This is a genomic window from Celeribacter sp. (genome assembly GCF_048259695.1).
Taxonomy (GTDB): domain Bacteria; phylum Pseudomonadota; class Alphaproteobacteria; order Rhodobacterales; family Rhodobacteraceae; genus Celeribacter.
The window spans coordinates 186,616-200,019 of sequence record NZ_JBLXHL010000004.1; the positions used below are offsets into that span (position 1 = coordinate 186,616).

14 protein-coding genes and 1 tRNA gene are annotated in these 13,404 nt (G+C 59.4%); 9 read left to right on the forward strand and 6 right to left on the reverse strand.

What is annotated here, in order from left to right:
- Window positions 1–185: 185 nt before the first annotated feature.
- Window positions 186–500: a hypothetical protein gene (locus tag ACN0Q0_RS09000; protein ID WP_417243054.1), complete on the forward strand. Its 315-nt coding sequence runs from the start codon at window positions 186–188 to the stop codon at window positions 498–500.
- A 355-nt stretch (window positions 501–855) separates the two neighbouring features.
- Here the strand turns inward: ACN0Q0_RS09000 and ACN0Q0_RS09005 are convergent, their stop codons facing one another.
- Complete coding sequence (locus tag ACN0Q0_RS09005; RefSeq protein WP_417243055.1) at window positions 856–1,296, reverse strand: hypothetical protein; 441 nt, start codon at window positions 1,294–1,296, stop codon at window positions 856–858.
- An 87-nt stretch (window positions 1,297–1,383) separates the two neighbouring features.
- Here ACN0Q0_RS09005 and ACN0Q0_RS09010 point away from each other — a divergent pair, with 87 nt between their 5' ends.
- Window positions 1,384–1,497 (forward strand): MmcB family DNA repair protein, encoded by a 114-nt coding sequence (locus ACN0Q0_RS09010; RefSeq protein ID WP_417243275.1) that lies wholly within the window; start codon window positions 1,384–1,386, stop codon window positions 1,495–1,497.
- A gap of 16 nt (window positions 1,498–1,513) precedes the next feature.
- Here the strand turns inward: ACN0Q0_RS09010 and ACN0Q0_RS09015 are convergent, their stop codons facing one another.
- The gene (locus ACN0Q0_RS09015) at window positions 1,514–1,699 is read right to left on the reverse strand and encodes a DUF6324 family protein (protein WP_417243056.1); all 186 of its coding nucleotides are present in this window, start codon (window positions 1,697–1,699) and stop codon (window positions 1,514–1,516) included.
- Between the two features lie 131 nt (window positions 1,700–1,830).
- Between ACN0Q0_RS09015 and ACN0Q0_RS09020 the strand changes: the two genes are divergently transcribed.
- Window positions 1,831–1,907, forward strand: a tRNA-His gene (locus ACN0Q0_RS09020).
- A gap of 73 nt (window positions 1,908–1,980) precedes the next feature.
- On the opposite strand, the gene ACN0Q0_RS09025 is transcribed toward ACN0Q0_RS09020, so the two are convergent.
- Window positions 1,981–2,313, reverse strand: coding sequence for a DUF6476 family protein (locus ACN0Q0_RS09025; RefSeq protein WP_417243057.1), 333 nt, complete (start codon window positions 2,311–2,313; stop codon window positions 1,981–1,983).
- On the opposite strand from ACN0Q0_RS09025, the gene ACN0Q0_RS09030 reads away from it, so the two are divergent.
- The 4 genes from ACN0Q0_RS09030 to ACN0Q0_RS09045 all read left to right on the forward strand — a co-directional run bounded on the left by ACN0Q0_RS09030 (window position 2,303) and on the right by ACN0Q0_RS09045 (window position 6,333).
- Entirely contained in the window at window positions 2,303–3,322 is a 1,020-nt protein-coding gene (locus ACN0Q0_RS09030; RefSeq protein WP_417243058.1) for an RluA family pseudouridine synthase, read from the forward strand. The genes ACN0Q0_RS09025 and ACN0Q0_RS09030 overlap by 11 nt on opposite strands.
- 347 nt (window positions 3,323–3,669) lie before the next feature.
- Complete coding sequence (rpoH, locus tag ACN0Q0_RS09035) at window positions 3,670–4,563, forward strand: RNA polymerase sigma factor RpoH (protein WP_417243059.1); 894 nt, start codon at window positions 3,670–3,672, stop codon at window positions 4,561–4,563.
- A gap of 109 nt (window positions 4,564–4,672) precedes the next feature.
- Window positions 4,673–5,647, forward strand: a complete 975-nt coding sequence (locus ACN0Q0_RS09040; protein ID WP_417243060.1) for a Gfo/Idh/MocA family protein — start codon at window positions 4,673–4,675, stop codon at window positions 5,645–5,647.
- Window positions 5,648–6,012: 365 nt separating this feature from the next.
- Entirely contained in the window at window positions 6,013–6,333 is a 321-nt protein-coding gene (locus ACN0Q0_RS09045) for a DUF4389 domain-containing protein (protein ID WP_417243061.1), read from the forward strand.
- A gap of 278 nt (window positions 6,334–6,611) precedes the next feature.
- On the opposite strand, the gene ACN0Q0_RS09050 is transcribed toward ACN0Q0_RS09045, so the two are convergent.
- The 3 genes from ACN0Q0_RS09050 to ACN0Q0_RS09060 form a co-directional block, all read right to left on the reverse strand.
- Window positions 6,612–8,435, reverse strand: coding sequence for a M3 family oligoendopeptidase (locus tag ACN0Q0_RS09050; protein WP_417243062.1), 1,824 nt, complete (start codon window positions 8,433–8,435; stop codon window positions 6,612–6,614).
- Between the two features lie 63 nt (window positions 8,436–8,498).
- On the reverse strand, window positions 8,499–9,446 hold the full coding sequence (locus ACN0Q0_RS09055) for an alpha/beta fold hydrolase (protein WP_417243063.1): 948 nt from the start codon (window positions 9,444–9,446) through the stop codon (window positions 8,499–8,501).
- Window positions 9,447–9,545: 99 nt separating this feature from the next.
- Window positions 9,546–9,836: an SCP2 sterol-binding domain-containing protein gene (locus ACN0Q0_RS09060; protein ID WP_417243064.1), complete on the reverse strand. Its 291-nt coding sequence runs from the start codon at window positions 9,834–9,836 to the stop codon at window positions 9,546–9,548.
- Window positions 9,837–9,918: 82 nt separating this feature from the next.
- Between ACN0Q0_RS09060 and ACN0Q0_RS09065 the strand changes: the two genes are divergently transcribed.
- A complete protein-coding gene (locus ACN0Q0_RS09065; RefSeq protein ID WP_417243065.1) occupies window positions 9,919–10,497 on the forward strand; it encodes a tetratricopeptide repeat protein in 579 nt (192 codons plus the stop codon).
- Between the two features lie 35 nt (window positions 10,498–10,532).
- Window positions 10,533–13,397 carry a helicase-related protein gene (locus ACN0Q0_RS09070; protein WP_417243066.1) on the forward strand — a complete coding sequence of 955 codons (2,865 nt, stop codon included), beginning with the start codon at window positions 10,533–10,535 and terminating at the stop codon, window positions 13,395–13,397.
- The last annotated feature ends 7 nt before the right edge of the window (window positions 13,398–13,404 follow it).

Sequence of the window (13,404 nt, forward strand, 5' to 3'; positions counted from 1 at the left end):
GTGTCAACCGGAGGCCTTTTAAGGTCGCGGGGCGACCGGGTCTGTACCGCACTGCATGAGACGACCGACCGCCGCAGCCGTAGAGGTCTGCGGCGTTTGTGTTCGATCCTGCGACACATCGTGATCTGGAATTTTATGCGCAGCGTGCTAAAATGCAGTTCTGGTTCATCGTGAAAGGCACTGTCATGCCAAAACTGATCAAGCTTTACATCACCCAAGCCGTTATCGGCTTTGCCATTTCCGCCGTCTTTGTCGGGGCGCTACTGTATTTCAACGTTGCGAATCTGTGGCACCTTGTGACGCATTCGGATGTGGGCATTCTGGCGGTTGTGATCCTTTGGGTCTCCAACGGCATCGTGTTTGCGGGGGTCCAGTTCGCCATCACCATCATGGGCATGGCGGGCAAGAATGACGATGACGATACGGGCGGCAAGCGCGACGACCTGCCTGTTCTGGCCGCCCCCATGCCGATCCCCGTTAAAGTGTCCGAGCGCCGTTAAACCGAGCAGCCTACGGAAAACCACCACAAACGGGCGCTCTGGAGCGTCCGTTTTGCGTTTTGTGGCAAAGGGGAAAAAGGTGACGGGGGACCGCAGCAGCCGTAGCAACGCGTTGCTCCCGAAGCCTGATAAATCAGGTGGGTGCCAGGTAACATAACCAGGGTCATGACAGAGCCAGCTCCCGTACGGGTGCGTAAGGCCACCGGAGTCATGCGTCCATATGTGCGAACCGAGCAGATCCCGTCCCCTCACACTTAGGGTGCGCAGAGGCCCACGGCAAGGGGCAACTCGAAAAGGGTGACAAATGCCCGGATTGCCGGAGGGCTTGGTTTTTGGTGTGCGCGTGTGGTGGGGGCTATTGGTTGATGGAGCGCCATGCAGCGGCTTGTTGTTTGCTGCAATAGGCGATCATTGTGAATTCATTTGCCCATTCACGCGTACAATTGGAGGTAATGATGTTGGCGATGTCGTCGGGGAGGCCCTGAGTGGCGCTGCTGATTTGCGCGGCGCTATCACGTTCAGATTTGGCGCAGTACGCAACCATTTCCCATTCGGTCCCCCATTCGGTTTCGCAGTTTGCGAAGGATATTGCAAACATGTCGGGAGCGGCGGATTTGAGTGCGATGTAGGTGTCAAATCCCTCGGCACGTTGGTCCATGCAGTATTTTACCATATCAAACTCGGCACCCCATTCATCCGAGCAGGCAGCTTTTACGGCGTCTGCATTGTAGGTTTGGGCGCTCGCACTTGTCGCTATGGTGATTAGCGCCGCTGCGGAAATCAGGCTTTTTCTCATCAGGAAATAGTCCTTCGTTAAAAATGATTAGACGATAGTTCCGTGAGTTTGCTCTGTCGAGTTTCTTATCGGCCCGGCCAATTCATGATGCCGCCGCTCGCCCCCGCACGGCGCAAAAAGATGCACATGACATTTGCCCGCACAGCGGCGCAGCGCCTGTACGCGTTGCGCGATCCACATGGCGCGGGTTTGGGCGGGTAGGGTAAAAGTGTAGTCTTTACTTAACTTTACGCGCCATTTCGGCGGCGGCGCGCAGTTCCTCTGCGATTTCGTCGGCCTCGTCGGGGTCGAAATCCAGAGGCACTTCCATACCGTTCGCTTCGATAAACAAACGCACCATGCCCTCGGTGGTCGGGCCGATTTGCAGGTTGGCTTCGATGTCTTGTTCGGAATTGATACCCATGAAAGTGGCTCCTTTGATCACCGCAGTGGGATACGCCGCCGCGTCGTGGGAGGCAAGGAAAACAGATGAGTGCATTTTTCGTACATCTGCCCCTTGCATTCCATTTCCCTGCGCAGTAAATCCCCCGCAGTGCCGCCTTAGCTCAGTTGGTTAGAGCGCCTGATTGTGGATCAGGAGGTCCCTGGTTCGAGACCAGGAGGTGGTACCACTTACCCCCCCCCGATATAGTTTCAGATGATCTGTTATCGAGATCAGTTGCGGCGGCACCTGTCGCGCCGCCCTTAGTCGATGGTGACTGTTTGGCGCAGATCCCCCGTTGCGGCGTCGTAGATCAGGATTTCGGTCTGGGTGGTGATCGCCACCCAATCGGAGCCGCGTGTAAACGCGATCGGGGTGGCGCCCTCGGGCAGGGTGATCGACGCAGGCAACTCGAAAGAGACCGCTTGGGTGTCCGTGCTCGGGAAACGGGTGACAAAGAGCACGATCAGGACTAAAAGCCCGCCAATCATCACCGCCGTTAGCACGGTCACAAGTCTGCGCAGAAATGTCAGATGCGCGGCTTCAGCGGGATCAATGTCCATCAGTTCACCCACGGGTTTGTCCATGTCATCCATTAAAGTCACCTTTCAGATCGCGGAAAATCCGCCCAAGCGCCTTGATAAAGCGATTGCCCGCGATGTGCCAGAGGCCGCAGAACTGTCGCGTTCGCGTCTGGCCAAACTGATCGCCGGTGGCGCGGTGGTTGTGAATGGCGCGGTGGCAACGGATCAAAAGGCCCGAATTGCCGAGGGCGACGTGGTGGAGATCACGGTGCAACAGGCGGTCGACACCGCGATTGTGGCCGAGGATATCCCGCTTGATGTCGTGTATGAGGATGCGCACCTGATTGTGCTCAACAAACCCGTGGGCATGGTGGTCCACCCCGCCCCCGGTAGCCCCTCAGGCACGCTTGTGAACGCGCTGATGCATCATTGCGGTGAGAGCCTATCGGGGATCGGTGGCGAGAAGCGTCCCGGGATTGTGCACCGCATCGACAAGGACACAAGCGGGCTGTTGGTCGTGGCCAAGAGCGACAAGGCCCATCACGGGTTGGCCAAGCAGTTTGAAAAACACACCGTCGAACGCAAATACATCGCCCTCGTCTATGGTGCGCCCGATGTGATGGATCCGCGTTTGCGCGGCGTCAAAGGGGTGGGGTTCGAAGGCTCCAATATTTTGCGCATTTCCACCATGTTGGGGCGCTCCAAAAACGACCGTCAGAAACAGGCGGTGAGCTTTTCCGAGGGGCGTCACGCGATCACGCGGGCGCGGCCGCTCGATTTGTTCGGGACGCCGCCGCAGGTGGCCTTGGTCGAGTGTTGGTTGGAAACGGGGCGCACGCACCAGATCCGCGTCCACATGGCCCACGCGGGTCACGGCCTTGTGGGGGACCAGACCTACGGCGGGCGGCGCAAACTGTCGCATAAGGCCCTGTCGGAGGCGGCTCGTGACCGGATTGCCGAGTTCCCGCGTCAGGCGCTGCACGCGGCGGTTTTAGGGTTCAAGCATCCTGTGACCTCCGAAGAGATGCGCTTTGAGGCGCCTTTGCCCACGGATATGGCGGATTTGCTTGCCGTGTTGTGAGGCCGCAAGGGAATCAGGCGTCGGGGCGCGCGCCATTTAGGCGGCGCACAGTGGCCTTTGCATAAATGCAGATTCCGACGCCTTGTTTTATTGCGATTTCGCACAATATCGTGAGAACCCTCATGAGGCGTGGAACCGCGACGGAATTTTGTTCATTCTTCGTTTAACGAGAGACTTTAGGACGGGCGCTGCGATGTCATCGGGGCGTGGATGTGGTCCGTACTCCGCTGTCCCGAACGGGATTGTCGTTTGAAAAGAGTGCGATGGCCGTTAAAATGTTAAGGCTTGTTACATCATGTTAATTCGTGTAACATGATGTCGAATGAAACGCGGAGAATAAAATAAACATGAGTAATTACAGAAATCTGCCGGCCCCGTCGCCCGAACAGGGTCTGAATCGCTACATGCAGGAAATCCGCAAATTTCCGATGTTGGAGCATGAAGAAGAGTACATGCTCGCCAAACGGTGGGTCGATCACGAAGACAGTTCGGCTGCGCATAAACTGGTCACCTCGCACCTGCGTCTGGCCGCTAAAATCGCCATGGGCTACCGTGGTTACGGTCTGCCACAGGCCGAAGTGGTGTCCGAGGCCAATGTCGGTCTGATGCAGGCGGTGAAACGCTTTGATCCTGATAAGGGCTTTCGCTTGTCGACCTATGCGATGTGGTGGATCAGGGCGTCGATTCAGGAATACATCCTGCGCTCGTGGAGCCTTGTCAAACTTGGCACCACCTCGGCGCAAAAAAAGCTGTTCTTTAACCTGCGCAAAGCCAAATCGCGCATCGGCGCGTTGGAAGATGGCGATATGCACCCCGATAATGTGGCGCGGATTGCCACCGATCTGGGCGTCACCGAGGATGAGGTCATTTCGATGAACCGCCGGATGTCGGGGGGTGATGCCTCGCTCAACGCCACCGTGGGCGATGAGGATGGTTCGGCTCAATGGCAGGACTGGTTGGAGGACGAAAGCGCCAACACCGCCGCCGATTATGAGGCCAGGGACGAATTGGAAAGCCGCCGCGCCCTGTTGGCGCAAGCGATGGATATGCTCAACGAGCGCGAAAAGGACATCCTTGTACAGCGCAAATTGCAAGACAAGCCTGTCACGCTCGAAGATCTGTCGAGCAAATACGATGTGTCGCGCGAACGCATTCGCCAGATCGAGGTGCGTGCCTTTGAAAAGCTGCAAGAGCGGATGAAGGAACTGGCACTCGAAGAGGGCATGGGCGTGGACGTCTAACCCTGCGTCTTCAAATTTGCAAAAGGGGTGGCCTCGTTCAAACGGGGGCCGCCCCTTTTTTTATGCGCGTTTGTGGGGCAGGGTGGCGGCAACGGCATAGGAGAATGACATGTCACAGCCAGTACGATGGGGCGTTTTGGGCGCTGCAAAATTCGCACGCGAGTTCATGGCCCGCGCGATCCACGAGGCCGAGGGCGCACAATTGGTCGCACTGGCCACATCAAGCGTCGAGAAAGCCGCGCCGTTTCAGGCCTTTTGCCCCGGGATCGAGGTGTTCACGGATTATGATGCGCTATTGGCGAGCGACACGGTTGATGCCGTTTATGTGCCGCTGCCCAACCATTTGCATGTCGAGTGGGCGCATAAGGCGATGGAGGCGGGTAAGCATGTTCTGGTTGAAAAGCCGATTGCGATGCAGGCAAGCGAGATCGACGGGCTGATTGCCCGACGTGACGCCACGGGGCTGCACTGTGCCGAGGCCTATATGATCGTGCATCACCCGCAATGGATCCGTGTGCGCGACCTTGTGGCCGAGGGTCTTATCGGCGACTTGGTTCAGGTGGATGTGGCCTTTTCCTACAACAATGCGGCAGACACGGGAAACATCCGCAACCGCGCCGATACGGGTGGCGGGGCGGCGGGCGACATCGGGGTCTATGCCTTTGGCTGTGCACGGTTCGTGACGGGTAAGGAACCCGAGGCGATCACATCGACCCGCATTGTGCGCGAGGCGGGCGTGGATGTGACCACCGAGATTACCGCGACATTCCCGGGCTTTGCCTATCACGGCTACGTCTCCATGCGCATGGCGCCCTATCAGGAGGCACGGTTTCACGGCACCAAAGGCGTGATTGTGGTCAAGACCCCGTTCAATGCCCGCGTTTCGGGGTTGGCCGAATTGGAAATCCGTCTGGCCGATCATGTGCGGACCGAGACCTTTCCCGCCGTCAATCACTACGCGCTTCAGGTCGAAAACTTTTGCCATACGGTGCGTGAGGGCGCGACCTATCCGTGGGATCTGGAAAACGCCAAGGGGACACAGGCGATGATCGACGCGGTCTTTGCGGCAGATCAAGGACAATAGAGCCCGCATTGGCTATTCTATAACCATCGAAGCGGCAAAGAGATGGAGGTGCGTTATGAAACGTTCATCAGGGACAGGCCGGTCCGCGACGGAGGATCCACCCGTGTAAGACGCGGTGTCGCCAAAGGATGGGCGACAGTGCTTCAAGGGGGCATGCGTAGGAGCGCCCGTGGCGCGAGGTTGAGCGAGACAGCGGTATTTACCCCATCGTGGCACCGCGCCGACGCTCTACGCATGTGATAATCCGTGACCTGTAAGGGCGCCCGCCGGTTTTGGTGGAGCGTCCTTTCGCTTTTGGTGCCTTTCGGTTGGGGTGTTGGCCTAAAACGGATAAACTGTTTGCCAACCCGTTAAAGGAATCACTCATGGCCGACCCGAACGAATTTGATCACGTCATGCCCGACCTGGATACCCGCGCGTATGAGCGCTCCGTGACCGAGGTCGAAGAGAACCTTGCCGCGCGCATTCTCTTTTCGTTCCTGATCTGGATTATGATGAGTTTTGCCTCGACCATCATCGGGTTTCTGGCGATTTTGCAGGGCATCGTTTTGCTTACCACGGGCAAAAAACCCAACGGGCGCATCGCGGGATTTGGCACCGATGTCGGTATCTGGTTCGCCAAATCAACGCGCTACATCACCGCCGATAGCGAGACAAAGCCGTGGCCGTGGACCGAGTTGGACTAGGCGCAAGTCTCTGATCTGAATTGAAAAAGCCCCGCTGTTACGCGGGGCTTTGTGTTTTAGGGTGCTTGCCGCTTGCGCGGACCGGTTGGGCTCCGCCCGTTCGCCCCTCAACCGCTCCACCGGAGCGCTTGCCGCTTGCGCGGACCGGTTTGGGCTCCGCCCGTTCGCCCCTCAACCGCTCCACCGGAGCGCTTGCCGCTTGCGCGGACCGGTTGGGCTCCGCCCGTTCGCCCCTCAACCGCTCCACTGGAGCGCTTGCCGCTTGCGCGGACCGGTGCTCACTCCATTGATTCCAACTGATCGATCATGCCGGAGATCATCGACAGGCCCTTGTCCCAGAACGCGGGGTCAGAGGCGTCGAGGCCAAAGGGTTTCAACAAGTCGGAGTGGTGCAGCGAACCGCCGGCTTTGAGCATATCGAAATACTTGTCCTGAAAGCCCTCTGGCTGCTCTTGGTAGGCGGCATAGAGGGCATTCACGAGGCCGTCGCCAAAGGCATAGGCGTAGACGTAGAACGGCGAGTGGACAAAATGCGGGATGTAGGACCAAAAGGTCTCGTAGCCGTCCATGAACTCGAACGCAGGTCCAAGGCTCTCGCCCTGCACCGACATCCACAGCGCGTTGATGTTGTCGGCGGTCAATTCACCGCCCTTGCGCGCCTCGTGCAGCTTGCATTCGAAATCGTAAAAGGCGATCTGGCGCACGACCGTGTTGATCATATCCTCGACCTTGCCCGCGAGCAGAACCTTGCGTTCGGCATCGGTTTTGGCATCGGCCAACAGTTTCTGGAACGTGAGCATTTCGCCAAACACAGACGCCGTTTCGGCCAGTGTCAGCGGCGTGGACGATAGCATTTCCCCCTGTTCGGCGGCGAGCACCTGATGAACGCCGTGGCCCAATTCATGGGCAAGCGTCATCACATCGCGCTGTTTGCCCAAATAGTTGAGCATCACATAGGGGTGCGCGTCGGTGACGGTCGGGTGGGCAAAGGCCCCGGGGGCTTTGCCGGGTTTCACGCCCGCGTCGATCCATCCCTTGTCGAAAAACGGTTCGGCGATCTCGGCCATTTTGGGATCGAAACCCGCATAGGCGTCCATCACGGTTTTACGGGCGTCCGCCCACGGGATTGTGCGGTTTTCTTCCATCGGCAGGGGCGCATTGCGGTCCCAGACCTGAAGTTTGTCGAGGCCAAGCCACCCGCGTTTCAGCTCGTAATAGCGGTGCGACAGTTTGGGGTAGGCGGCGACCACCGCGTTGCGCAGCGCCTCGACCACTTCGGGCTCCACATCGTTGGACAGGTGGCGCCCCGTTTGCGGTGTCGGCATGCCGCGCCACTTGTCCTCGACATCGCCCATTTTGGCCAAGGTGTTGTGAACGCGTGTAAAAATCTTGATGTTGAGCCCCAGAACGCGGGCGATTTCGCGGGCTGCGGCCTCGCGGGTGTCGCGGTTATGCTCGGACAAAAGCGTGGCAACGGCCTCAAGCCCCATGTCCTCGCCGTTCACCGTGAACGAAAGATCCGCGACGGTTTCATCGAACAGTTTGTTCCATGCTGCGGCACCGACAATGGACATGTCGTGTTCGTAGCGCTCCAGTTCGTCGGACAACTGGTAGGGCCGCATTTTGCGCATCCGTTCGAACACCGGCCGGTAGCGGGCGAGGCCCTCATGGGCCAACATCGCCTCAACCGTCTCATCGGGAATGCGGTTCACCTCGAGCGAGAAAAACACCAAAGGTGCGGTGAAGGTGGTCAGCTTGTCCTGAATATCGGAGAAGAATTTGACCCGTTCGCCATCGGTGGTGTTCTGGTAGTAGAGCAGCCCCGCAAAGGACCCCAACCGGCCTGCGACTTGGGAAATCCGTTCGTTTCGGGTGATGCATTCAAACATCCCCGCCCCGTCGAGGCCGGCGAGTTTGCCCTCATAGTCGGCGGCGAAACGCGCGCATTCCGCATCGATCCAGTCGAGGTCGCGTTTGACCTCGGGCGCGTCGGGCGCGGGATAAAGATCGGTCAGGTCCCAATTTGGCAGGTCTCCGAAATCTTTATCGGCCGCACCGCGTGTGTCTGCGTCAAATACCGGCTCGGGAAAGGTGAATTGCATCTGCGATCTCCATAATGTCGTGTCACATGACACATAGGGAGTGTGGCGCGGGGATGCAAAGGGTCAGCCGCGATGGGCGTCAAACAAGGCGGCGGATTTCCCATAAAACTGTGCCCGGATTGCGGGCGTTTCCATCGGGATCTCGTGACGCCCGCCCGCAACCTCGATCAGGTCACAGCCCGGCCAATGTAGGGCGCGGGTGCGCACCGCGTCGGTATGGACGATTTTTTCATCCGAGCCGAGAAAACACAGCGCCGGTAGATCAGGGGCGGTCAGTTGGGCCACCTCATTGTTCTCGCGCAGCGATTCCTGCACCCACTGTACGGAGGGGCCGCCCAGAGACAGGTCGGGATGCTCGATCACCTGACGTGCCATGTAATCGTACATCTCACGGTCCGAGGTCAGTTTGTTGCCGCGAAAGGATTTCCACAGCATATAGGGTTTCTCGCGGGTTCCGAGGGCGATCATCCCCGACAGGCCAAGGGCGCCGAGCACGGGGGCGAGCAGTTTTATCATCACGCGTTGCACGACATTGAGGCCAATGCCCCACATCGGAGCGGAAAACGATGCTGCCTTGAACGGGTGGTTCGGGGCCATGACGGCGCGCAGACCAATCGCCCCGCCCATCGAGTGGCCGATCAGGAAATAGGGCCCGGGCAGGGCCAACGCATCGGCCATTTCGATCACCGCCTCGAGGTCTTTTTGATAATCGGAAAAGGCGACCACATGGCCGACGTTGCGGTTGCGCAACTGGCGGTCTGCGATGCCCTGTCCACGCCAGTCAATCGCGAGTGAGGCATAGCCGAGTGCAGCGAGATCTGTTGCGCCGCGCCCGTATTTCTCGATGCATTCGGTCCGGCCGGGTAGAATGAACACCGTGCCTTTTGCCGTGCCGTCGGCCAACGGCCAAACGCCCGCGCGAATACGCAGCCCGTCAGACGTTGTCAGCCAATAGGCAGCCCCTGTGTCGGGGCCATCGGCAACGTCGGCGTAATAGGGTGCGTTTTGCATCGGCTTCTCTCTTTAACGAACAGGGACTGAAACGACAGTAAAACCAAGTGGGGGTCGGGCGCCGCACCGCGCCCGACCCCGTTGTGTCATAGGGTCCGCTTAGGCCAGTGCGGCGCCAAGCTGCATCGCCATGCCCATGTCGCCGTCGACCGACAGGCTGCCGCCCATAAAGGCAGCGGTGGGGTTGACGGAACCGTCAAGCATGCCCTGGAACGTGTCGACATCGGCCGTGAGTGTCACGTCGGCGGCATCGTCAGAGGCGCGGGCGCCGTCGACGTCGATCACGATGGACCCTTCGCCCTCAATGACGAATTTCGCGGTGCCAGCGGCAAAGCCGTCTTCGATTTTGGTGTTCAATGCGGCTACGGCTGCTGTGATGATGTCGCTCATGGGATATTCCTCCGATTGTGATGACCATTTTATGATACGAGGCATTGCCCCTCTTGGCCAGAAAGCTACAGTTGGGAGTGTTATGATGTGGTTTAGAAAATATCTCAAACGTGCCGTTGCGTCGGCGCTGGTCTCGGCGGCTCTTTGCGCAGTCGTGCCTGTCATACCCGCCCATGCGGTGGATGCGGCGCGTATAGATGACTTGTTCGCGCGTCTGGCACAGGCAAACGGAGGCGAGGCGTCCCGCATTGAGGACGAGATTGCCCTGGAGTTTGCGCGCTCCGGTTCGGACGCGATGGATTTGTTGTTGGAACGTGGGCGCGATGCATTGGCCGCGGGGGATTTCAAGGCAGCCATCGGTCATTTCACGGCGCTCATTGACCACGCGCCCGATTTTGCCGAAGGCTACAACGGACGCGCCACGGCCTATTACATGGCGGGGCTTTACGGCCCCTCGATGCAGGACATCGGGACCGTGTTGACCTTTGAGCCGCGCCATTTCGGGGCGCTGTCAGGGCTTGCTCTTATATTGGAGCAAACCGGCGCCGAGCCGAAGGCGCTTGAGGTGCTTTATACGATCCGCACCCTGCATCCGCATATGGGGGGGCTGTCGGAACGGATTGCCCGACTGGAACTGAAACTTGAGGGCATGACCCTCTAACCGCGTTACGCGGATCCCCACAAAGGCGATGAACAATGAACAGTGCTTTGGGCGCCGGCGGTCGGATCACCGCCGTTTTAGGCCCGACAAACACGGGCAAGACCCACTATGCCATCGAACGGATGTTGGGCTATCGCACCGGCGTCATCGGGTTGCCGCTGCGCCTGTTGGCCCGCGAGATCTATGACCGCATCGTCGCCGCGCGTGGCCCGTCGGTCGTGGCGTTGATCACGGGCGAGGAACGCATCGTGCCGCCGCGGGCGCAGTATTGGGTCTGTACGGTCGAGGCGATGCCGACGGGGATGGGCGCGGACTTTCTGGCGGTTGACGAAATTCAATTGTGCGCCGATCCCGAGCGTGGCCACATTTTCACCGACCGGCTTTTGAACGCACGCGGCACCCACGAGACGCTGTTTATGGGCGCCGATACCATGCGGTCGGTGATCCAGCATCTGATCCCGAAGGCGCAATTCGTCCACCGTGACCGGTTTTCCAAACTGACCTACGCAGGTTCGAAAAAGGTAAGCCGAATGCCCGCACGCGCGGCAATCGTCGGGTTTTCGGTTGATAATGTCTATGCCATGGCCGAACTGCTGCGCCGCCAAAAGGGCGGGGCGGCGGTGGTGATGGGGGCGCTGAGCCCGCGCACACGCAACGCGCAGGTGGAGCTGTATCAAAACGGTGATGTCGATTACCTCGTGGCCACGGATGCCATCGGGATGGGGCTCAATCTGGACGTGGGGCATGTGGCCTTTTCGTCGGTGATCAAATTCGACGGACGGCGGATGCGACATTTGGCCCCCAATGAATTGGGTCAGATTGCGGGGCGGGCAGGGCGCTATATGACCGACGGAACCTTCGGGGTGACGGGCGAGGCCGAGGCGCTTGATGCCGAGATGATCGAGGCCATCGAGGAACACCGCTTTGCGCCGATCAAAAAACTCCTGTGGCGCAACGAGCGCCTTGAGTTCGGCTCGGTTCAGGCGTTGATCGCCTCGCTTGAGGCCGCGCCCAAAGATCAGGCCTTGGTCAAAGCGCCGCAAGCCGATGATTTGATGGCGCTGAAAACCATTTCGGCACTGCAAACCGTGCGTCCGCGTCTCAAAACGGGGCGCGATGTGCGGCTGATGTGGGATGTGTGCCGCGTGCCCGATTTTCGCGGCATCGGCAAAGGCGAGCACACATCGTTGCTCGAACAGATTTTCGCGTTTCTGCATGAATTCGGCCGTGTGCCGGACGACTGGTTTGCGCAGAAAATCAAACGGATCAACCGTACGGACGGCGACATCGATACCCTGTCTAAAAGACTGGCATATATCCGCACTTGGACATATGTTGCGCAGCGCGAGGGTTGGGTCGATGATAATAATCATTGGCGCGAGGAGACCCGCGCAGTAGAAGACCGATTGTCAGACGCGCTACACGGTGCGTTGACGCAGAGATTTGTTGACCGGCGGACGAGTGTGCTCCTTCGGCGGTTGAAGCAGAAGGAGGGCCTTGTGGCCGACGTAAACGACAAAGGTGAAGTGACGGTTGAGGGTGAACTCATCGGCCGTCTCGAAGGGTTCCGCTTTATTCAGGATAAGGCGTCCAGCCCCGATGAAGCCAAAACACTGACGCAGGCGGCCACGGCCGCCCTTGCGCCGGAATTTAATTTGCGCTCCGACCGCTTCTACAACGCGCCCGACACGGAGATGGATTTCACCGAGCAAGGTGGTCTGATGTGGGGCGAGTATGCCGTGGGTAAACTTGTGGCGGGCGATGATGCGCTCAAACCACAGGTCACGGCGTTCGTGGATGACGCCGCAGGCGCGGACGTGGCCGAAAAGGTCAAGCGCCGCTTGCAGCATTTCATCGACCGCAAGATTGCGACGCTGTTCGAGCCGCTGTTGGCGATCTCGAAAGACGAGGCGCTTACGGGGCTGGCCCGTGGCTTTGCCTTCCGTATGGTTGAAAACCTCGGCATCATTTCGCGTCAGGCCGTGGCAGCCGAGGTGAAGGAACTGGATCAGGAAGCCCGTGGCGCGTTGCGCAAACACGGTGTGCGCTTTGGTCAGTTCACGATCTTTATGCCCGCTATTTTGAAACCCGCACCGACGCGCTTGCGTCTGTTGTTGTGGGCGCTCAACGCGAAATTCGACGAGTTTCCCGATAGCCCCCCTCCGGGTCTGGTGACCATCCCCGCGCTCAAGGATGCGCCGGAAGGCTATTACGACATGTCCGGCTACCGCCTTGGTGGCGAGCGTGCGATTCGCATCGACATGTTGGAACGTCTGGCGGATCTCTTGCGTTCCGAGGACAGCCGTGGCGGGTTCGAGGCGAACCCCGATATGTTGTCGATCACCGGCATGACGTTGGAACAGTTTGCCAACCTCATGGATGGCTTGGGCTATAAGGCCGAGAAAGCCGAGCGGGTGAAGGTCAAGGCCGCCGATCGTGTTGTGGCGGCGGATGCGGCGACCGCGCCGGTCGACGGCGCGGCTCCGGCTGATGCCCCCGCGCCAGAGGCGCCTGTAGAGGTGGTGCCAGAGGCCCCTGTGGCCGAGGTTTCCGAGACCGAAACACCCGTGGGCGAGCCCGCTGACGCGGCTGTGGCCGAGACCGAGATGGAGGTGTTCTATACCTTCACTTGGGGTGGCAACCGTGGCGGCAACCGCCGTCAGGGCGGCCAGAATCAGGGTCAAGGCGCACGCCCCCAAGCCAAGCAAGGCGGCAAACCCGCCGGCAAAGGTGGCTCGCGTCGTGACGGCAAGGGCGGCTCGCGCCGCGATGGCGGCAAAGGCAAAGGGGGCGACACCAAGCCGCAGAACTTCTCTGCCCGTCCCCCACGCAAAGAAAAACCCATTGATCCCGACAACCCGTTCGCCGCCGCGCTGATGGGTCTCAAGGACAAAACGTAAGATCGCA

Bases quoted from the DNA above. Each gene is read 5' to 3' on its own strand.
- ACN0Q0_RS09060 (WP_417243064.1), bottom strand. From the start codon at position 9,836: ATGAGCGACATCATCACAGCAGCCGTAGCCGCATTGAACACCAAAATC.
- ACN0Q0_RS09050 (WP_417243062.1), bottom strand. From the start codon at position 8,435: ATGCAATTCACCTTTCCCGAGCCGGTATTTGACGCAGACACACGCGGT.
- ACN0Q0_RS09025 (WP_417243057.1), bottom strand. From the start codon at position 2,313: ATGGATGACATGGACAAACCCGTGGGTGAACTGATGGACATTGATCCC.
- ACN0Q0_RS09005 (WP_417243055.1), bottom strand. From the start codon at position 1,296: ATGAGAAAAAGCCTGATTTCCGCAGCGGCGCTAATCACCATAGCGACA.
- rpoH (WP_417243059.1), top strand. From the start codon at position 3,670: ATGAGTAATTACAGAAATCTGCCGGCCCCGTCGCCCGAACAGGGTCTG.
- ACN0Q0_RS09040 (WP_417243060.1), top strand. From the start codon at position 4,673: ATGTCACAGCCAGTACGATGGGGCGTTTTGGGCGCTGCAAAATTCGCA.
- ACN0Q0_RS09045 (WP_417243061.1), top strand. From the start codon at position 6,013: ATGGCCGACCCGAACGAATTTGATCACGTCATGCCCGACCTGGATACC.
- ACN0Q0_RS09070 (WP_417243066.1), top strand. From the start codon at position 10,533: ATGAACAGTGCTTTGGGCGCCGGCGGTCGGATCACCGCCGTTTTAGGC.
- ACN0Q0_RS09030 (WP_417243058.1), top strand. From the start codon at position 2,303: ATGTCATCCATTAAAGTCACCTTTCAGATCGCGGAAAATCCGCCCAAG.
- ACN0Q0_RS09065 (WP_417243065.1), top strand. From the start codon at position 9,919: ATGATGTGGTTTAGAAAATATCTCAAACGTGCCGTTGCGTCGGCGCTG.
- ACN0Q0_RS09000 (WP_417243054.1), top strand. From the start codon at position 186: ATGCCAAAACTGATCAAGCTTTACATCACCCAAGCCGTTATCGGCTTT.
- ACN0Q0_RS09055 (WP_417243063.1), bottom strand. From the start codon at position 9,446: ATGCAAAACGCACCCTATTACGCCGACGTTGCCGATGGCCCCGACACA.
- ACN0Q0_RS09015 (WP_417243056.1), bottom strand. From the start codon at position 1,699: ATGGGTATCAATTCCGAACAAGACATCGAAGCCAACCTGCAAATCGGC.
- ACN0Q0_RS09010 (WP_417243275.1), top strand. From the start codon at position 1,384: ATGCCGCCGCTCGCCCCCGCACGGCGCAAAAAGATGCACATGACATTT.